A 17,220-nucleotide genomic window follows, 5' to 3' on the forward strand; every position below is an offset into this window, starting at 1 on the left:
CCCTCAGGCGTAGATATCGGTCCAGAGCTCGCCGAGCGCGGGCTCGGGGCTCTCCTTGGCGAATTCGGCGGCCTCGCTCACCACCGCCTTGATCTCCTTGTCGATCGCCTTGAGATCGTCGTCGCTGGCATGGCCGCCCGCGATCAGCAATTCGCGCACATGCTCGATCGCATCGCGCTCCTCGCGCATCTTCTGCACCTCCTCGCGGCTCCGGTATTTCGCCGGGTCCGACATCGAGTGGCCGCGATAGCGATAGGTCTTCACCTCGAGGATATAGGGGCCATCGCCCGCGCGGCAGTGCGCGACCGCCTTCTCGCCCGCTGCCTTCACGGCCAGCACATCCATCCCGTCGACGGTCTCGCCCGGGATGCCGAAGGCCGCGCCGCGGGTGTAAAGCTCGGGCGTCGAGGTCGAGCGCTTCTGCGCCGTGCCCATCGCATATTGATTGTTCTCGATCACGAAGATCACCGGCAGCTTCCAGAGCGCCGCCATGTTGAAGGTCTCGTAGATCTGGCCCTGGTTCGCCGCGCCGTCACCGAAATAGGTGAAGGTGACGCGCCCGTTCTCAAGGTATTTGTCGGCAAAGGCGAGGCCCGCGCCCAGCGGCACCTGCGCGCCGACGATGCCGTGGCCGCCGTAGAAATGCTTCTCTTTCGAGAACATGTGCATCGAGCCGCCCTTGCCCTTGGAATAGCCGCCCTCGCGCCCGGTCAGCTCGGCCATCACGCCCTTCGCATCCATCCCGCAGGCGAGCATATGCCCGTGGTCGCGATAGGAGGTGATCCGCTTGTCACCCTCTTCCGAGGCCGCCTCGAGCCCGACGACCACCGCCTCCTGGCCGATGTAAAGGTGACAGAAGCCGCCGATCAGCCCCATGCCGTAAAGCTGGCCCGCCTTCTCCTCGAAGCGCCGGATCAGCAGCATGTCGCGGTAATATTTCAGCAGATCATCCTTCGAGACATTGGCGAGATCGGGCGCCGGGGTCTCGGGGCTCTTGCGTGTCGCCATCGGACAGCCTCCCAGTTTCGGAATAGTTCAATATTAAACCATTCCATACCCCAAGGCTCGCAACGATGCAATCGCGCGTTGGGGGAGGCCCCCGCAGCATGGCACAAAGCCCGCGCGATTGCACGGGCCGGGCAGGGGAAACGGGGTTAATGCCGAAAATTCGGGCGCGGCGGCCCGGGCGCGGCTCAGCGCACGACGATCTCGTCGTGGCGCAGCGTGCCGAGCACGTCGCGCGCGCGCTCATCAAGCAGGTCGAGGTCGAGATAGTCGTCCGACAGCCGATGCGTCAGATTCGCCATCCGCTTCGTCTCGGCGCGCAGCCCGTCGCGCACCGCGGATTGTTTCTCGATCTCGGCGTCGATCTGCACCCGGCGAAAGATGCCATAGGAGCCCTGCACCGCGGCGAAGGTGAAATAGGCGCCCAGCACGAAGGCGAGGGTGAAGAAGATGAACGGCCCAAGGGTGGGGCGGCGCGAAATCATGAAACTGCCTCGTGTTGCCGCCTCTTGCCGGGCGGTAGGGGAATCATGCCACAGCTGATTCGCCTTGTGAATCCCCTCGCTGCGGCATGGCGCGAAAAACGAGGGATTTCAACGCAAACGGGGGGCCTAAGCCCCCCGTCCGCATCAGATTTGATCGGTTCAGGCGATCGAGGCCTTGTAGATGCTGTCGACCGCACCCGCGAGCACCGCGTCGAACTCGGCGTCGGTCTGCTGCGCGCTCAGCCCTTCGCTCAGCGCGCGGCTGAAGGAGGCGATGATCCCCGGGTTGCGCGCGAGGATCTTGTTCGCCTCGTCGCGCGAATGCCCGCCCGAAAGCGCGACGACCTTGATCACCTTCGGGTGGTTCACCAGCGGCGCATAGAAGTTGTCGATCGTCGGCAGGCTCAGCTTGAGCATGACCGGCGCCGACACCGTTTCGAGCCCCGCCAGCAGCGCATCCTGCAGCATCTTCTCGGCGTCGATCTTGTCGGAGATCGAGATCGTGACCTCCGGCTCCAGGATCGGCACGAGCCCGGCGGCGAGTACCTGCTCACCGATCTCGAACTGCTGCGCGACGACCGCGGGGATGCCCTGCGGATCGGCGGCCGAGATCACCGAACGTTCCTTGGTGCCGAAGATGCCGGCCTTCACCGCCTTCGCCAGCAGCGCGTCCAGCTCCGGCATCGGCTTCATCATCTGGCAGCCGTCCTTCTCCGCCTCGAGACCCTTGTCGATCTTGAGGAAGGGCACGACGCCGCGCTTTTCCCACAGGAAGGTCGCGGTCGGGATGCCGTCGATCTCGCGGTCCATCGTCTGTTCGAACAGGATCGCGCCGATCACCTTGTCGCCGGTGAAGGCGGGCGACTTGATGATCCGCGAGCGCATCGCGTGGATCAGGTCGAACATCTCGGTTTCGTTCGAATAGGCGCTTTCCTCGACGCCGTAGAGCTTGAGCGCCTTCGGGGTCGAGCCGCCCGACTGGTCGAGCGCGGCGATGAAGCCCTGCCCCTTCTTCATCTGTTCGAGCATTTTCGCGTTCGGCATGTCAAACTCCCGGTGGTTGAATGGCGCGCACCGCGCCGGTTGCTTCCGAGTTACCCTCTTGCACGCCACGGTGCAATTCTGGTGACGCTAACGTCTGCTGCGGGCAGCACTTTTCCCCCGTTCTGCGGGGGGCTGGGGGCGGGGTGCGCAAATGTCGCGCGCCCTCCGTCCCCGGGGCCGTGGTTTTGTGCTATCATCCTAACCCGGAAACGCGGTGAAAGGAGGTCGAAATGCCATCCTTCCCGAGACTTTTCGCCCTGGCGCTCTGCCTTTGCATCGCCGCGATGGCGCGGGCCGAGGGGCTCGCCGACGTGCCCGGTGCCGCCGATCCGCCCGGCCTGCCGCGCATCAGCGGCGCCGCGATCATCGGCTATGACCAGTCCGGCTACGACGCCTTCGCCTATCCGACCGCCAAGGTCGGCTGGGACGGGGCCGAGGCGCAAGTGACGGTCGAGGGCCCGCACACCCGGCTCCTCTATGTCGTGCCCGACGATCGCGCGCCGCTCGAGGTGATCCGCAACTATCAGGCCGAGCTCACCGATCAGGGCTATACTCCGGTCTATGACTGCGGCGGCGAGGCCTGCGGCCCGGCCACGCCCTTCACGAAATTCCTCTACACGATGAAGCTCGAGAACTCCGGGCAGGTGAGCAAGATGGCCTTCTCGCTGCCGCGCGCGGATCTGCGCTACCTCGTGATGCGCCAGCCCGAGACCGGCACCACCGTCTCGATCTACGCCGCCTTCGAAAGCTTCGACCATTTCCCGCAGACCGCCGACAAGGTGCTCGTGCTGCTCGACCTCGTCGAGGGCAAGCCGATGCAGCAGCGCATGGAGATCGTCACCGCGGCCGAGATGGCCGGCGCGCTCGGCACCGAGGGGCGGGTGAAACTCTACGGCATCCTCTTCGACTACGACAGCGCCAGGCTGAAACCCGATTCCGACGCGACCTTGGCCGAGATCGTTACGCTTCTGGGCGAAGACCCCGCGCTCACCGTCTTCGTCGTCGGCCATACCGACATGACCGGCGGCTATGACTACAACCTCGACCTCTCGCGCCGGCGCGCCGCGGCGGTGGTCACGGCCCTGACCGGGCGTTTCGGCATCGCGGCAAGCCGGCTCGAACCCGCCGGCGTCGGTCCGCTCGCGCCCGTCGCCGAGAACACGACCGAGGAGGGGCGCGCCCTCAACCGCCGCGTGGAGCTCGTGAAACGATGAGGGCGCAGCTTTCCCTCGCGCTCGCGCTTTGCGCCTTGCCGGCCGCGGCCGAGCCGCCGCGCTCCGCCTGCGACTGGCTGCGCCTTGCCGGGGCGGAGGCCGTGCTCGGCCCGGATCTCACCTATGAGACCCGGGTGGACAAGGCCGGGGACGGGATGCGCCTCTCGGTCTGCGCGGTGCTCACGGCCGGGGGCGACTCGCTCACGCTCCTGCGCCGCGAGACCCCGGGCGAAACGCGCCCCGTCGCCGATCTCCGCGCGGGCTATATCCGCGAACAGGCCGATCTCCTCGGCACCGATCCGGGCCTTGTGCCGGTCGATCTCGGTGCGGCTGCGCTCTGGGATGGAACGATGAAACAGCTCGCGCTATGGAGTGAGGAGGGGCGCGTGCTGATGATCTTCTCGGGCTTCGGCCCCGAGGCGCAGGCGCGCGAGACGGCGCTTGCGCAGGCCATTCTCGGCGCCGGGGGGTGATCCCTCTCCCTCCGTTGCCGGGAACGCTCGGGCGGGCAGGGGAATCTGCCCGCCCGAACTTTCACTGCATCATTGCATGAGCGCCGCGACGCCGGGCAGTTCCTTGCCTTCCATCCATTCGAGGAAGGCGCCGCCCGCGGTCGAGATATAGGTGAAATCGCCCGCGACCCCGGCCTTGTTCAGCGCCGCGACCGTATCGCCGCCGCCCGCGACCGAGATCAGCTTGCCCTCGCGGGTCAGCTCCGCCGCCTTCTGCGCCGCCGCATTGGTCGCCGCGTCGAAGGGCGCGATCTCGAAGGCGCCCAGCGGCCCGTTCCAGATCAGCGTCTTCGATTCCTCGAAGACCTTGGCGATCGCCGCGACCGATTTCGGTCCGGCGTCGAGGATCATCGCATCCTCGGGGCAGGCGTCATTCGCCACCGTCTCGTTCTCGGCACCCGCCTTGAACTCGCGCGCGACGACGACATCGACCGGCAGATGGATCGCGCAGCCGGCAAGCTCCGCCTTCGCCAGGATCCCCTTCGCGGTGTCGGCCATGTCGCGTTCGGCGAGCGACTTGCCGACGTCGATCTCGAGCGCGACGAGGAAGGTGTTCGCCATGCCGCCGCCGATCACCAGATGGTCGACCTTGCTCACCAGATTGCCGAGCAGGTCGAGCTTGGTCGAGACCTTCGCCCCGCCGACCACCGCGCAGACCGGCCGCACCGGGGTGCCAAGCGCCGCCTCGAGCGCCTTCAGCTCCGCCTCCATCAGCCGCCCGGCGGCCGAGGGCAGGATATGGGCGATGCCCTCGGTCGAGCTGTGCGCGCGGTGCGCGGCCGAGAAGGCGTCATTCACATAGACCTCGCCCAGCGCCGCCATCGCCGCGCTCAGCTCCGGATCGTTCTTCTCCTCGCCGGCGTGGAAGCGGGTGTTCTCGAGCAGCACGACCTCACCGGGCTGCATCGCCGCCACCGCCTTTTTCGCCGGCGCGCCGATGCAATCCTCGGCGAAGGTGACCTTGCAGCCAAGCGCCTTTTCCAGCTCGGGCACGAGCGGTTTCAGGCTCATCTCCGGCACGACCTTGCCCTTCGGGCGGCCGAAATGCGCGAGCAAGACCGGCTTGCCGCCCTTGGCAAGGATATCCTTCACCGTCGGCACGATCTTCACGATCCGGGTCGCGTCCGTCACCACGCCGTTCTCCACCGGCACGTTGATGTCGACGCGCACGAGGGCGACCTTGCCCGCAAGATCCATCTCGTCGAGCGTTTTCCAAGCCATATCCGTTCTCCTGCTACAGGCGCGGGCGGGGGCCGTCCGCCGGCGCTCTTCACGCAAACTTGCCCCGCGGTGAGGGCCGCGTCAACGGCTTGCGGCGCTTTGCCCTTTTCTTGGGCGGGGCTCCTGCGTAAGGTCGCCCCCGACATGCGAGGAGACCAGCAATGGCCGAGATCAAAGACCCCGAGAACACCATCATCATGACGCTCAAGGACGGCGATGTCGTGATCGAGCTTCTGCCCGAGATCGCCCCCCTGCACAGCGAGCGGATGAAACAGCTCGCCCGCGACGGCGCCTATGACAACGTGGCCTTCCACCGCGTGATCGAGGGCTTCATGGCGCAGACCGGCGATGTCGAGAATGCGAATATGGAAAAGGACTACAACCCTCGCCGCGCCGGCACGGGTGGCTCGTCCTATCCCGACCTGAAGGCGGAATTCTCCAAGCTGCCGCATGACCGTGGCACGCTCGGCGCGGCGCGCTCGATGAATCCGAACTCGGCCAACAGCCAGTTCTTCATCAATTTCGCCGACAACCACTTCCTGAACGGTCAGTATACCGTCTACGGCCGGGTGATCTCGGGCATGGAATTCGTCGACAAGATCGCCCGCGGCGAGCCGCCGGCCGCCCCCGACCGGATGATCTCGGTCAAGGTCGCCGCCGATGCGTAAGCTGCTGCTCGCCACTGCGATGGCCTTCGCCGCGACCGGCGCGTTTGCGCAGGACGGCACCACCGTTCCCGACGGCCCGGGCCCGAACCTCGTGCTCGAGGTCGGCGGTTCCGAAAGCGGCAAGGTGGTGATCGACCTGCTGCCCGACGTCGCGCCGAAACATGTCGAGCGCATCGTGCAGCTCGCCAACGAGCATGCCTATGACGACGTGGTCTTCCACCGCGTGATTGCGGGCTTCATGGCGCAGACCGGCGACGTGCAGTTCGGCAAGCGCGGCGGCGATACCGCGATGGCGGGGATGGGCGGCTCGAAATACCCGGACCTCCCGGCGGAATTCTCGAACCGCTCCTTCACCCGCGGCATGGTCGGCATGGCGCGCTCCTCCGATCCGAACTCGGCCAACAGCCAGTTCTTCATCATGTTCGACGACGCGCCCCATCTCGACGGGCAATATACGATCGTCGGCCATGTCGTCTCCGGCATGGATGTGGTGGACAAGATCAAGCAGGGCGACCCGCGGCAGAACGGCCTCGTGGAAGACCCGGATTACATCGTCTCCGCCACGGTCGAGTGACGGGCCGGGCAGGGGGGGCGCTGCCCCCCTCGGCTTCGCCTCACCCCCCGAGGTATTTCGGGCAAGATGAATGACAAAAGGAAAAGGGCGCCCCGCGAGGAGCGCCCTTTCTCTTTCATCTTGCCGAAAATACCTCGGGGTCCGGGGCAGCGCCCCGGTCCGCCCTCAGCCGATCTGCACCAGCGCATGGCGTTTCTTGCCGGCGCTGAGCTTCACCGGCTCGGCGAAATCGCCGGCGTGGAACATCCGGCCCGGATCGGCGCAGATGTCGTCGTTCACCTTCAGCCCGCCCTCGGCGATGAGCCGCTTGCCGTCCTTGCCGGTCTTGGCCAGCCCCGAGCGGATCACCAGCTGCGCGAGCGAGATCCCCTCCGCCACTTCTTCCGGGGCGAGCATCAGCGTCGGAAGATCGTCGCCCACGCCGCCCTTCTCGAAGACCTCACGCGCGGTGGCCTCCGCCGCGGCAGCCGCCTCCGCCCCGTGCAGGAGCGTCGTCACCTCATTCGCGAGGATGATCTTTGCGCCATTGATCTCGGCCCCACCAAGCGCACCGAGCCGCTCGCATTCCTCCACCGGCAGATCGGTGTAGAGCTTCAGGAACCGGCCGACATCGGCGTCGGTGGTGTTGCGCCAGAACTGCCAGAACTCGTAGGGGCTCAGCATCTGGTCATTGAGCCAGACCGCGCCGCCCTGCGACTTGCCCATCTTGCGCCCGTCCGAGGTGGTCAGAAGCGGCGTCGTCAGGCCGAAGATCTCGCGGTCGAGCACCCGGCGGGTGAGGTCGATGCCGTTGACGATATTGCCCCATTGATCCGAGCCGCCCATCTGCAGCAGACAGCCATAGCGGCGGTTCAGCTCGAGGAAGTCATAGGCCTGCAGGATCATGTAGTTGAATTCGAGGAAGCTCAGCGACTGCTCGCGATCGAGCCGCGATTTCACCGATTCAAACGACAGCATCCGGTTGACCGAGAAATGCCGCCCGATGTCGCGCAGGAAATCGAGGTAATTCAGCGTGTCGAGCCACTCGGCATTGTTGCGCATCATCGCGCCATTCGCCTCGTCGCGGTAATCGAGGTAGCGCGCAAAGACGCGCTGCATGCCGGCGATATTCTCGTCGATCTTCTCCGGCGTCAGCAGCGGCCGCTCCTCGGAGCGGAACGACGGATCGCCGACCTTGGTCGTGCCGCCGCCCATCAGCGTGATCGGCTTGTTCCCGGTCTTCTGGAACCAGCGCAGCAGCATGATGTTCAAGAGATGCCCGACATGCAGCGAGGCCGCCGTGGCGTCATAGCCGATATAGGCGGTCACCATCCCCTTCGCCAAGGCCGCGTCGAGCTCCTGCAGATCGGTGCAATCCGCCAGGAAGCCGCGCTCGATGATGATCCGCAGAAAATCGGATTTGGGATGGTAGGTCATCGTGCTTGTCCCCTTGTTGCGCTCATGCGTATATCGAGCCGGAAAACAAAGGGGAAGCCATGTTGAGAGCGGGTCCGATCTGGGCGGTGGGCACGATGTCGGGAACCTCGCTCGACGGGGTCGACGCCGCGATGCTGCGCACCGATGGCGTGCATATCCTCGACTTCGGCCCCTCGGCCTATCGCCCCTACACGCCCGAGGAACGCGGCGTGCTGCATTCCGCGCTTGGCCGCTGGCCCGGCGAGAAGGGGGTGGAGGCGGCCGCGGAAGTGGTCGAAACCGCCCATGCCGAGCTGCTTTCCGAACTGCTCGAGGATTTCTCCGAAGAGGTCATCATCGGCTTTCACGGCCAGACGCTCGCGCATGATCCGCAGGGGCTGCACGGGCCGCGGCGCACGCATCAGGCGGGCGACGGCGCGGTTCTGGCCGAGGTGCTCGGGCGCACCGTGGTCTGGGATTTCCGCTCGATGGATGTGGAACTCGGCGGGCAGGGCGCGCCGCTCGTGCCCTTCTTCCATTTCGCCTGCGCGCAATGGGCCGGGCTCGAGGCGCCGGTGGCCTTCCTCAACCTCGGCGGCGTGGGCAATGTCACCTGGCTCGATCCGCGGCTCGCGCGGCCCGAGGAACCGGGCGCGGTGCTCGCCTTCGACACCGGCCCCGCGAATGCGCCGATCGACGATCTGATGCGCCGCCGGCTGGGCGCCGAGATGGACGAAGGCGGCGAATTCGCACTCTCGGGCCGGGTCGACAGTGCCATCGTCGCCGATTTCCTGGAACGTCCCTGGTTCCATCGGATGCCGCCGAAGTCCCTGGATCGTAACGAGTTTCACGATCTTCTGGATCTCGTGAAGGATCTCGACGACGCCGATGCGGTGGCGACCCTGATCGCCTGCGTCGCCGCCGCCGTCGCGCGCGGGGCCGAGCATTTCCCCGCCCCCCCGATCGCGCTTTACGTCTCCGGCGGCGGGCGGCTCAACGTCGCGCTGATGACCGAGCTCGCCGAACGCATGGCCTGCCCGGTCGCCCCGATCGAGGATCTCGGCCTCGACGGCGACATGCTCGAGGCGCAGGCCTTCGCCTATCTCGCCGTGCGCGTCGCCCACGGAATGCCGACCTCCGGCCCCTCGACGACCGGCGTCGCCGCCCTCGTCGGCGGAGGGCGGGTCAGCCGGCCGGGCCGCGATTAATTGCCCTTCGCGATCTGCTTTTGCAGATAGGCGAAATCGGTCGGGCGCTTGCCCATCGGTGCGCAAGCCGGGGCCAAGTCCCGCGTTTGAGGTGATCTTCCGACCTTCGGGGCGAGGGTGATCAAGGGCGGAGAACTGCAATTGCACGGCTTCGCCGGCCCGCCGTGCAGGCTTGACCGCGCTCGGCCTTGCCCCTATCTGAGGCGAGCCGAAAAACGTGCGACCGGTCAGGTTACCCCGGTCATCGCCGCCCATATCCCGGGCGGCGGGAGTTAGTCGTTCGCGAACCCGCGGCAGTCGCCCCCCCGAGGGGCCTCAGATGGGAAAACGACATGCAGCAACCGGATCGCAAACGCGAAAAACTCACGATCATCCTCGCGCAGGTGTTCATCTCCTGCATCATGGCCTTTCTGATGACATTCTGCTTCTCGATCCTCCCCTTCGGCTTCGAGGCGGGGTGGTTCGGGCAGTGGATGCAGCATTGGCTCACCGCCTGGCCGGTGGCCTTCCTTTTCTCGCTGGGCGTGGGGCCGATCGCCTTCAAACTGTCCTTCCTCGTGATGCACCGCGCGGCCGGCAGGTTCTGAGCGGGCGCGCGGTTGCGGCGCATGGCGCGGCGCGGGGTTTTGCGCTATGCTTCCCCCCGAAACGCGCGGAGGAGGGGGAGATGTTCGCCCATGTCCGTGACACGACCCGCAGCACCGCCGCGACCCGTTTCTCGGGGCGCGCCTTTGCGGTTTTCCTGATCGGTCTTGCCTTTCTCGCGATGACGGTCTCCGGCGGCGCGCTGATGCTTGCGCCCTCGGGGCGGATCGCGGCGCAGGGGGGCTGGTCGTTTCTGGGCCTCGGCCGCAGCGGCTGGGAGGGGCTGCACCTGACGATGGCGCTGCTCGTGATCGGTGCCGCGCTCTGGCATGGCTGGCTGCATCGCGCGGTGATCGTCAATCTCGCCTGGTCGCGCGCGACGCAGGGCCTTGGCCACCCGCGCGAGATCGCGCTGGCGCTTGGCCTCGTCGTGCTGGTGATCGTGCTTGCCGCGCTGCATCTGCCGCCGGCCAGCTGGCTCGAGACGCTCGCCGCGAGCTTCCGCCACGACCTGTGGTGATCAGGGCTCGACGCCCTCTGCCGCCTCGCGCGGCGCCGGCGGGGGCGGCAGGCTCCGTCCCGCCGGATCGAAGGTGACGACGCGGTAAAGATAAAGCGCCGTCATCAGCGCCATCATCACCGCCGAGATCGGGCTCAGCCAGTCGACGAGCAGCCGGTAATTCGCGCCAAGCATCCAGCCCGCGAGGACGAGCGCCCCCGACCAGACCGCCGTGCCCGCCGCGGTGAGCAGCAGGAAGGGCGCGACCGGCATCTCGGCGAGGCCCGCCGGCACCGAGACGAGCCAGCGCAGCCCGGGCACGAGCCGCCCGAAGAAGACGATGCCATTGCCGTAGCGCTCGAACCAGGCATCGGCCTGATCGACGTCGCGCGGGCTCAGCGTCAGCCAGCGGCCGTGATGGCGGGTGAAGCGGCGCAGCCCGCGCAGCCCGATCCGCAGCCCGATCCAGTACCAGGCCGCCGCCCCGAGGAAGGAGCCGAACGATCCCGCCGCCATCAGGAGCGGCAGGCTCAGATCCGCGCGCCGCGCCGCGAAGCCCGCCATCGGCATCACGATCTCCGAGGGGATCGGCGGAAAGAGGTTTTCCAGAAACATCAGCACGGCAACCGCGACATAGCCGCCGTCCCGCATTAGCGCGAGGATCCAGTCCGACATCAGGCTCTCCCTTTGCGGCCCAACGCGGGGCGGGCGAAAGGGTTCCGCTCAGCGCGCGATGTCGAAGCCGGGTGGGGCGAGTTCGAACCCCTCGAAGCGGAACCCGGGCGAGACGGTGCAGCTCACCAGCGCCCAGTCCCCCGTCGGGCGCGCCGCCTGCCAATGCCCCGCCGGCACCACCGCCTGCGGGCTTTGCCCCGACAGTACGCCGGGGCCGAGCGTCAGCGCCCGGGCCGGCCCCTGCGCCTGCGCCGCGATCTCGAGGATCAACGGCGCGCCGGCGTGGAAATGCCAGATCTCGGCGGCATCGACGCGATGCCAGTGGCTGCGCTCACCGGCTTTCAGCAGGAAATAGATGCAGGTGCCCGCGGGGCGCGCGCCCGGCTCCGCCTCCGCGATCCAGGTCTGGCGAAACCAGCCGCCCTCCGGATGCGGCGCCAGATCCAGCGCCGCGATGATCCGATCCGCCTCGTCCATCTGTGCCCTTTCTTCTTGGCGCAAATACTCCCGCCGGAGGCGAGAAAGTCAAAGAAAACCCCGCCGGAGCTGGTGCCGCCGGCGGGGAGAGAATTTTTCCAGGGAAAAGCGGAAACCGCTTACTTCAGGATCGAACGGCCGGCGTAGATCGCGGTCTCGCCCAGCATTTCCTCGATGCGGATCAGCTGGTTGTATTTCGCGAGCCGGTCGGAACGCGCGAGCGAACCGGTCTTGATCTGGCCGCAGTTCGTCGCCACCGCGAGATCGGCGATCGTCGCATCCTCGGTCTCGCCCGAACGGTGCGACATCACGTTGGTGTAATGCGCGCGATGCGCCATGTCGACGGCGGCGAGCGTCTCGGTGAGCGAGCCGATCTGGTTCACCTTGACGAGCATCGAGTTCGCGACGCCGGCCTTGATGCCGCGCTCGAGACGCTCGGGGTTGGTCACGAAGAGGTCGTCGCCGACGAGCTGAACCTTGCCGCCGAGCGTGTCGGTGAGCAGCTTCCAGCCCTCCCAGTCATCCTCGGCGCAGCCGTCCTCGATCGAGATGATCGGGTAGTCGTTCACCAGCTTTTCCAGCCAGGCGACGTTCTCGGCCGAGCTCAGGCTCAGGCCTTCGCCCTTCATCTCGTATTTGCCGCCCTTGTAATATTCGGTCGAGGCGCAATCCATCGCGAGATAGATGTCTTCGCCCGGCTTGTAGCCGGCCTTCTCGATCGACTTCAGCACGAAATCGAGCGCGTCGCGGGTCGAGGCGAGCATCGGCGCAAAGCCGCCCTCGTCGCCGAGACCGGTCGAAAGACCCGCCGCCGAAAGCTCCTTCTTCAGCGTGTGGAACACTTCCGAACCCATCCGCACCGCGTCGCGGATATTGCCGGCGGAGACCGGCATGATCATGAATTCCTGCACGTCGATCGGGTTGTCGGCATGTTCGCCGCCGTTGATGATGTTCATCATCGGCACCGGCAGGACGCGCGCCGAGGTGCCGCCGACATAGCGGTAAAGCGGCTGCATGGTGAATTCGGCCGCCGCCTTCGCGCAGGCGAGCGAGACGCCGAGGATCGCGTTCGCGCCCAGGCGGCCCTTGTTGGGCGTGCCGTCGAGCTCGATCATCATATTGTCGATCGCGACCTGCTCGGTCACGTCCTCGCCCACGAGGTTCTCGGCGATCTCGCCGTTGACGGCCATCACCGCCTCGAGCACGCCCTTGCCCATGTAGCGGGCCTTGTCGCCGTCGCGGCGCTCGACCGCCTCATGCGCGCCGGTCGAGGCGCCCGAGGGCACCGCGGCGCGGCCCATCGTGCCGTCTTCGAGGGTGACGTCAACTTCGACGGTGGGGTTGCCGCGGCTGTCGAGGATCTCGCGCGCGTGGATGTCGATGATCGTGCTCATGGGAAGGCTCCGGCTGAGGATTTCGCAGACTCTATAGCCCGATGGCGGCGCTGCGAAAAGGGTCTTGGGCCGGGGCGGGGCGCTGTTAGCGACGGACTTTCCGTGAAAGTTTCACGACTTGCGCGCGGCCCGGCGCTGCCGCCAGAGCGTGTAAAGCCCCGAGGCCACGATCACCGCGCCGCCGATCAGCGTGTAACGGTCGGGCCGCTCGGCAAAGACTGCCCAGCCGATCAGCACCGCAAAGATCAGCCGGGTATAGCGGAAGGGGGTGATGACGGCGACCTCACCGATCCGCATCGCGCCGATCAGCGCGTAATATCCGGCGGTGCCGAAGCCCATCGCGCCCGCGAGCATCGCGATCTGGAGCGCATCGGGCATGAGCGCCGGCGCGCCCTGGATCGCCATCAGCCCAAGCCCCGCCGGGATCACCGAGGCAAAGCCCCAGGTCGCGAGCTGCATCGAGGAGATCCGCCGCGGCACCTTGCGCGTGACCACGTCGCGCGCGGCAAGCCCCGCGACCGAGGCGACGGCCAGAAGCGAGAGCGCCGAAAACCCCTCGGTCCCCGGGCGCACGACGATGATGACGCCGATCAGCCCGACGATGATCGCCGTCCAGCGCCGCCAGCCGACGGTCTCGCCCAGAAACAGCGCCGCGCCGAGCGTCACGGCGAGCGGCGTCGCCTGCTGGATCGCCGAGGCCTGCGCGAGCGGCGTGAGCGCGATCGCCGAGACGAAGAAGATCGTGCCGGCAAGCTCGGAGAAATTGCGCGCCACCACCGCGGGCAGCAGGATGTCGCGGCTCACCAGCCGGTCGCCCCGCGCAAGTGCGAGCACGGCGAAGATCAGTGCGCCGCCAAGCCCCACGAGGGTCAGCACCTCGCCCACCGGCAGATGCCGGGCCAGCGCCTTGACGAACATGTCCTCGAGCGCGAATCCGGCCATCGCCGCGACCATCAGAAGGCTGCCGCGCAGGTTTTCCATGAGAACTCCGTGGATGGGTGCGGCAGCTCTGCCGCAAGCGCGCCGCGCCGTCCAGCGCGCGATTGTGTGCGTCACAACTTAGCGCAGGAGCCCCGAGACATCGGCCCAGATCGGCAGGTGATCGGAGGCGCGCCGCGCGAGCGCGCTGTCGAACACCCCCATCCGCCGCACCCGCAGCCCGGGCGTCGTCACGATCCGGTCGAGCCGCCCGATCGGTGCAAAGGCCGGGTAGCTCGGCCCCGGAACGTGGACATGCAGCCCGGTGCAGGCCTCGAAGCCGCGCTCACGCGACCATTCGTTGAAATCGCCGATGGCGAGGGCGGGCATCGCGGTCTCGCCGAGGATTTCTGCGATGCGCGTCCATTGCGCGTGCCGGTCGGCCCGGCGCAGGCCGAGATGCGCGGCGACAAGGGCGAAGGGCGCGGCGCCTTCATGCGCGAGCCGCACCATCAGCGCGCCGCGCGGCTCGAGCCCGGGCAGGTCGACCCCCTCCGCCGCAAGCACCCGCGTGCCGCGCCGCACGAGCACGGTCTGCCCGTGCCAGCCCAGGCTATCCGGCCCGGTGCGCGGCAGCTCCACCGCGTGAAAATCGGTTTCCGCCTCGATCAGCTTTTCGGGCAGCGCCGCCGGGCGCGCGCCAAGCCGCCGGTCGACCTCCTGCAGCGCCACGACATCGGCGGCCAGCGCGTTGATGACGGCAAGGTTACGCGCCGGATCGCGCTTGCGATCGGTGCCGACGCATTTGTGCAGATTGTAGGAGGCGATCCGGACCGTCATGGCTGAAACCGTTACATCACAATGCCTTGCGCGTCAAAGCTCAGGTGCCGCAGAAGGTGCGTTTCACCACTTCCTCGGGCCAGGGCGCGGCTTCGAGATCGGCAAGCGCGGGATCGGGATCGAAAGGATGGGCCAGCGCTTGCTGCAACCGTTCGAAGGGGGCGAAATCCCCCTCCACCGCCGCGGTGATCGCCTGTTCGATGCGATGGTTGCGCGGGATCCGCACCGGGTTCGCCCGCGCCATCACCGCCTGCGGGTCCGCCTCGCGCGCCAGCCGCGCCTGCCAGTCGGGCGCCCAGGTCTCAAAAGCCATCGGATCGGTGAATTCGTCGCGCGCCGCACCGGTGACGAGGCCGCGGAAGGTGCGGGTGAAATCGGCGCCCTCCGAGGCCATCCGGTTCAGAAGGCTCTCGATCAGCGGCAGATCCTCCGCCCCGGCCGCGGCCAGCCCGATCTTCGCCCCCATCCGGCGCAGCCATTCTGCCTGATAACGCGGCGCAAAGCCGTTGATCACCTCGGTCGCGGCCTCGATCACCTCCTCCTCGCTGCCCGGGATCAGGGGAAGCAGGCAGGAGGCCAGCTGCGCGAGGTTCCAGGCCGCGATCTGCGGCTGCATCGCATAGGCGTAGCGGCCGAACTGGTCGATCGAGGAAAACACCTTCTTCGGGTGATAGGCATCCAGGAAGGCGCAGGGGCCATAGTCGATCGTCTCTCCCGAAACGGCCATGTTGTCGGTGTTCATCACGCCATGGATGAAGCCGAAACTCATCCATTGCGCGATCAGCCGGGCCTGCGCGGCGGTGACCGCACGCAGCAGATCAAGCGCGCTTTCCGCCTCCGGATAATGACGCGAAATCACATGGTTGGCGAGCGTTCTTAATCCATTATCGTCGCCGCGCGCGGCGAAGAACTGGAAGGTGCCGACGCGGATATGGCTCGCCGCAACCCTTGTGAGCACCGCGCCCGGGCGCGCGAAACCGTCGCGCACCACCCGCGTGCCGGTCGCCACCGCGGCCAGCGCCCGCGTCGTCGGCACGCCAAGCGCAGCCATCGCCTCGCTCACGACATATTCGCGCAGCACCGGGCCAAGCCAGGCGCGCCCGTCGCCGCGCCGTGAGAACACCGTCTGCCCCGCGCCCTTCAGCTGCAGATCGAAGCGCGCCCCGTCGGGCGCCACCACCTCGCCGATCAGCACCGCGCGCCCGTCGCCGAGCGTCGGCACCCAGCCGCCGAACTGATGCCCGGCATAGGCCTGCGCGATCGGCTCGGCCCCCTCGGGCAGCGCGCTGCCCGAAAGCATCGCAAGCCCCTCCGGCCCGGCGAGCCAGTCGGCATCGAGCCCAAGCCGCACGGCGAGGGGGCGGTTGAGCGCGATCAGCCGCGGCGCCGGCGCCCCTTCGGGCGTCTGGCGGGCAAAGAAGCGCTCGGGCAGGCGGGCATAGGAATTGTCGAAACGCGGGGTCATGGCGCTGATCTGGGGTGTGGCGTAGGGCGGTCAAGGCAGGGCATGAGTATTTTTGCCAAGAAGAAAGACATTGGCTTCTTCTTGGTCCAAATACTCATTCTTCCCTCACAACCGGCCCAGCCGCTCGGTCAGCAGCGCATAGAACCCCGCCGCATCGACGCCGTTCATGAAAAGCGCATTCGGCGTGCGATCGGTCACCCCCCACCAATCGGCCACGGTCATGCCCATCGTCAGCTCCGACTGGGTCTCGATCTCGACATTGACGCGGCGGCCCTCGAACAGCTCGGGCCGGATCAGAAAGGCGATCACGCAGGGGTCGTGCAGCGGCGCGCCGTCGGAGCCGTATTTCGCCATGTCGAAGCGCTCGAAGAAATCGGTCCAGCTCGCCACCGCCGCGCCGACCGGGGTGCCGAGCGCGCGGAACCCCTCGATCCGGGCGCGGGTGGTGAGCACCTTATGCGTCACGTCAAGCGGCATCACCACCAGATCGACGCCGGATCTGAACACGATTTCAGCGGCTTGCGGATCGACGTAAATGTTGAATTCGGCCGCGGGCGTGGTGTTGCCCACCTCAAAATAGGCCCCGCCCATCAGCACGATCTGCTGCACTTTCGCGACGATGTCGGGCGCGCGGGTGAAGGCCGTCGCGATATTCGTCAGCGGCCCGAGCGGGCAAAGCGTGACGGTGCCCGCGGGCTCGGCGCGCAGCGTCTCGATGATGAAATCGACGGCATGGCCCGGCTGCAGTTCCATCGCCGGATCGGGCAGCGCGATGCCGTCGAGCCCGGTCTTGCCATGCACATATTCCGCGGTCACCAGCGGGCGGATCAGTGGCCGGTCACAGCCGGCAAAGACCCTGACCTCGCTGCGCCCGGCCAGCTCGCAGATCACCCGCGCATTGCGCGCGGTCTTCTCCAGCGGCACATTGCCCGCGACGCAGGTGATCCCCATCACCTCCAGCTCGGGGCTGGCGAGGGCCAGCAGGATCGCGACCGCGTCGTCCTGCCCGGGGTCGGTGTCGATGATGATCTTGCGCGCCAT

Annotated in this window: 19 protein-coding genes; 7 read left to right on the forward strand and 12 right to left on the reverse strand. The window is 67.2% G+C overall.

Annotation, left to right across the window (positions count from 1 at the left end):
• Nucleotides 1–3 precede the first annotated feature (3 nt).
• The 3 genes from pdhA to AB7U46_RS07790 all read right to left on the reverse strand — a co-directional run bounded on the left by pdhA (nucleotide 4) and on the right by AB7U46_RS07790 (nucleotide 2,534).
• Nucleotides 4–1,008: a pyruvate dehydrogenase (acetyl-transferring) E1 component subunit alpha gene (gene pdhA / locus AB7U46_RS07780; protein WP_428336385.1), complete on the reverse strand. Its 1,005-nt coding sequence runs from the start codon at nucleotides 1,006–1,008 to the stop codon at nucleotides 4–6.
• A 185-nt stretch (nucleotides 1,009–1,193) separates the two neighbouring features.
• Nucleotides 1,194–1,490 (reverse strand): FtsB family cell division protein, encoded by a 297-nt coding sequence (locus AB7U46_RS07785; protein ID WP_428336386.1) that lies wholly within the window; start codon nucleotides 1,488–1,490, stop codon nucleotides 1,194–1,196.
• 159 nt (nucleotides 1,491–1,649) lie between these two features.
• Nucleotides 1,650–2,534, reverse strand: a complete 885-nt coding sequence (locus AB7U46_RS07790) for a fructose bisphosphate aldolase (RefSeq protein WP_428336387.1) — start codon at nucleotides 2,532–2,534, stop codon at nucleotides 1,650–1,652.
• 230 nt (nucleotides 2,535–2,764) lie between these two features.
• On the opposite strand from AB7U46_RS07790, the gene AB7U46_RS07795 reads away from it, so the two are divergent.
• Together AB7U46_RS07795 and AB7U46_RS07800 are read left to right on the forward strand one after the other, a co-directional pair.
• Nucleotides 2,765–3,748 carry an OmpA family protein gene (locus AB7U46_RS07795; protein ID WP_428336388.1) on the forward strand — a complete coding sequence of 328 codons (984 nt, stop codon included), beginning with the start codon at nucleotides 2,765–2,767 and terminating at the stop codon, nucleotides 3,746–3,748.
• Nucleotides 3,745–4,221: a hypothetical protein gene (locus AB7U46_RS07800; RefSeq protein ID WP_428336389.1), complete on the forward strand. Its 477-nt coding sequence runs from the start codon at nucleotides 3,745–3,747 to the stop codon at nucleotides 4,219–4,221. Before AB7U46_RS07795 ends, AB7U46_RS07800 begins: the two co-directional genes overlap by 4 nt.
• A 69-nt stretch (nucleotides 4,222–4,290) precedes the next feature.
• On the opposite strand, the gene AB7U46_RS07805 is transcribed toward AB7U46_RS07800, so the two are convergent.
• Nucleotides 4,291–5,481 carry a phosphoglycerate kinase gene (locus AB7U46_RS07805; protein WP_428336390.1) on the reverse strand — a complete coding sequence of 397 codons (1,191 nt, stop codon included), beginning with the start codon at nucleotides 5,479–5,481 and terminating at the stop codon, nucleotides 4,291–4,293.
• A gap of 161 nt (nucleotides 5,482–5,642) precedes the next feature.
• On the opposite strand from AB7U46_RS07805, the gene AB7U46_RS07810 reads away from it, so the two are divergent.
• Nucleotides 5,643–6,149 (forward strand): peptidylprolyl isomerase, encoded by a 507-nt coding sequence (locus tag AB7U46_RS07810; RefSeq protein WP_428336391.1) that lies wholly within the window; start codon nucleotides 5,643–5,645, stop codon nucleotides 6,147–6,149.
• The gene (locus tag AB7U46_RS07815) at nucleotides 6,142–6,723 is read left to right on the forward strand and encodes a peptidylprolyl isomerase (RefSeq protein ID WP_428336392.1); all 582 of its coding nucleotides are present in this window, start codon (nucleotides 6,142–6,144) and stop codon (nucleotides 6,721–6,723) included. The genes AB7U46_RS07810 and AB7U46_RS07815 overlap by 8 nt, the downstream gene beginning before the upstream one ends.
• Nucleotides 6,724–6,888: 165 nt before the next feature.
• Here the strand turns inward: AB7U46_RS07815 and tyrS are convergent, their stop codons facing one another.
• Complete coding sequence (gene tyrS / locus AB7U46_RS07820; protein WP_428336393.1) at nucleotides 6,889–8,139, reverse strand: tyrosine--tRNA ligase; 1,251 nt, start codon at nucleotides 8,137–8,139, stop codon at nucleotides 6,889–6,891.
• 59 nt (nucleotides 8,140–8,198) lie between these two features.
• Here tyrS and AB7U46_RS07825 point away from each other — a divergent pair, with 59 nt between their 5' ends.
• The 3 genes from AB7U46_RS07825 to AB7U46_RS07835 all read left to right on the forward strand — a co-directional run bounded on the left by AB7U46_RS07825 (nucleotide 8,199) and on the right by AB7U46_RS07835 (nucleotide 10,431).
• Entirely contained in the window at nucleotides 8,199–9,326 is a 1,128-nt protein-coding gene (locus AB7U46_RS07825) for an anhydro-N-acetylmuramic acid kinase (protein ID WP_428336394.1), read from the forward strand.
• 332 nt (nucleotides 9,327–9,658) lie between these two features.
• Complete coding sequence (locus AB7U46_RS07830; protein WP_428336395.1) at nucleotides 9,659–9,913, forward strand: DUF2798 domain-containing protein; 255 nt, start codon at nucleotides 9,659–9,661, stop codon at nucleotides 9,911–9,913.
• An 80-nt stretch (nucleotides 9,914–9,993) separates the two neighbouring features.
• Nucleotides 9,994–10,431, forward strand: coding sequence for a DUF4405 domain-containing protein (locus tag AB7U46_RS07835; RefSeq protein WP_428336396.1), 438 nt, complete (start codon nucleotides 9,994–9,996; stop codon nucleotides 10,429–10,431).
• Here the strand turns inward: AB7U46_RS07835 and AB7U46_RS07840 are convergent, their stop codons facing one another.
• From AB7U46_RS07840 to AB7U46_RS07870, 7 genes are all read right to left on the reverse strand, one after another.
• A complete protein-coding gene (locus AB7U46_RS07840; RefSeq protein WP_428336397.1) occupies nucleotides 10,432–11,085 on the reverse strand; it encodes a DedA family protein in 654 nt (217 codons plus the stop codon).
• A 48-nt stretch (nucleotides 11,086–11,133) separates the two neighbouring features.
• A complete protein-coding gene (locus AB7U46_RS07845; protein WP_428336398.1) occupies nucleotides 11,134–11,562 on the reverse strand; it encodes a cupin domain-containing protein in 429 nt (142 codons plus the stop codon).
• Between the two features lie 119 nt (nucleotides 11,563–11,681).
• On the reverse strand, nucleotides 11,682–12,956 hold the full coding sequence (gene eno / locus AB7U46_RS07850; RefSeq protein ID WP_428336399.1) for a phosphopyruvate hydratase: 1,275 nt from the start codon (nucleotides 12,954–12,956) through the stop codon (nucleotides 11,682–11,684).
• 111 nt (nucleotides 12,957–13,067) lie between these two features.
• The gene (locus tag AB7U46_RS07855) at nucleotides 13,068–13,937 is read right to left on the reverse strand and encodes a DMT family transporter (RefSeq protein ID WP_428336400.1); all 870 of its coding nucleotides are present in this window, start codon (nucleotides 13,935–13,937) and stop codon (nucleotides 13,068–13,070) included.
• 78 nt (nucleotides 13,938–14,015) lie between these two features.
• Nucleotides 14,016–14,714, reverse strand: coding sequence for an endonuclease/exonuclease/phosphatase family protein (locus AB7U46_RS07860; protein ID WP_428336401.1), 699 nt, complete (start codon nucleotides 14,712–14,714; stop codon nucleotides 14,016–14,018).
• A 40-nt stretch (nucleotides 14,715–14,754) separates the two neighbouring features.
• On the reverse strand, nucleotides 14,755–16,179 hold the full coding sequence (locus tag AB7U46_RS07865) for a protein adenylyltransferase SelO (protein WP_428336402.1): 1,425 nt from the start codon (nucleotides 16,177–16,179) through the stop codon (nucleotides 14,755–14,757).
• 105 nt (nucleotides 16,180–16,284) lie between these two features.
• Complete coding sequence (locus tag AB7U46_RS07870) at nucleotides 16,285–17,220, reverse strand: nucleoside hydrolase (RefSeq protein WP_428336403.1); 936 nt, start codon at nucleotides 17,218–17,220, stop codon at nucleotides 16,285–16,287.

The sequence above is a fragment of the Paenirhodobacter sp. genome, from assembly GCF_050177655.1.
Taxonomy (GTDB): Bacteria; Pseudomonadota; Alphaproteobacteria; order Rhodobacterales; family Rhodobacteraceae; genus Rhodobacter.

Coding starts and splice junctions, on each gene's coding strand:
- pdhA (WP_428336385.1), bottom strand. CDS start 1,008: ATGGCGACACGCAAGAGCCCCGAGACCCCGGCGCCCGATCTCGCCAAT.
- AB7U46_RS07785 (WP_428336386.1), bottom strand. CDS start 1,490: ATGATTTCGCGCCGCCCCACCCTTGGGCCGTTCATCTTCTTCACCCTC.
- AB7U46_RS07790 (WP_428336387.1), bottom strand. CDS start 2,534: ATGCCGAACGCGAAAATGCTCGAACAGATGAAGAAGGGGCAGGGCTTC.
- AB7U46_RS07795 (WP_428336388.1), top strand. CDS start 2,765: ATGCCATCCTTCCCGAGACTTTTCGCCCTGGCGCTCTGCCTTTGCATC.
- AB7U46_RS07800 (WP_428336389.1), top strand. CDS start 3,745: ATGAGGGCGCAGCTTTCCCTCGCGCTCGCGCTTTGCGCCTTGCCGGCC.
- AB7U46_RS07805 (WP_428336390.1), bottom strand. CDS start 5,481: ATGGCTTGGAAAACGCTCGACGAGATGGATCTTGCGGGCAAGGTCGCC.
- AB7U46_RS07810 (WP_428336391.1), top strand. CDS start 5,643: ATGGCCGAGATCAAAGACCCCGAGAACACCATCATCATGACGCTCAAG.
- AB7U46_RS07815 (WP_428336392.1), top strand. CDS start 6,142: ATGCGTAAGCTGCTGCTCGCCACTGCGATGGCCTTCGCCGCGACCGGC.
- tyrS (WP_428336393.1), bottom strand. CDS start 8,139: ATGACCTACCATCCCAAATCCGATTTTCTGCGGATCATCATCGAGCGC.
- AB7U46_RS07825 (WP_428336394.1), top strand. CDS start 8,199: ATGTTGAGAGCGGGTCCGATCTGGGCGGTGGGCACGATGTCGGGAACC.
- AB7U46_RS07830 (WP_428336395.1), top strand. CDS start 9,659: ATGCAGCAACCGGATCGCAAACGCGAAAAACTCACGATCATCCTCGCG.
- AB7U46_RS07835 (WP_428336396.1), top strand. CDS start 9,994: ATGTTCGCCCATGTCCGTGACACGACCCGCAGCACCGCCGCGACCCGT.
- AB7U46_RS07840 (WP_428336397.1), bottom strand. CDS start 11,085: ATGTCGGACTGGATCCTCGCGCTAATGCGGGACGGCGGCTATGTCGCG.
- AB7U46_RS07845 (WP_428336398.1), bottom strand. CDS start 11,562: ATGGACGAGGCGGATCGGATCATCGCGGCGCTGGATCTGGCGCCGCAT.
- eno (WP_428336399.1), bottom strand. CDS start 12,956: ATGAGCACGATCATCGACATCCACGCGCGCGAGATCCTCGACAGCCGC.
- AB7U46_RS07855 (WP_428336400.1), bottom strand. CDS start 13,937: ATGGAAAACCTGCGCGGCAGCCTTCTGATGGTCGCGGCGATGGCCGGA.
- AB7U46_RS07860 (WP_428336401.1), bottom strand. CDS start 14,714: ATGACGGTCCGGATCGCCTCCTACAATCTGCACAAATGCGTCGGCACC.
- AB7U46_RS07865 (WP_428336402.1), bottom strand. CDS start 16,179: ATGACCCCGCGTTTCGACAATTCCTATGCCCGCCTGCCCGAGCGCTTC.
- AB7U46_RS07870 (WP_428336403.1), bottom strand. CDS start 17,220: ATGGCGCGCAAGATCATCATCGACACCGACCCCGGGCAGGACGACGCG.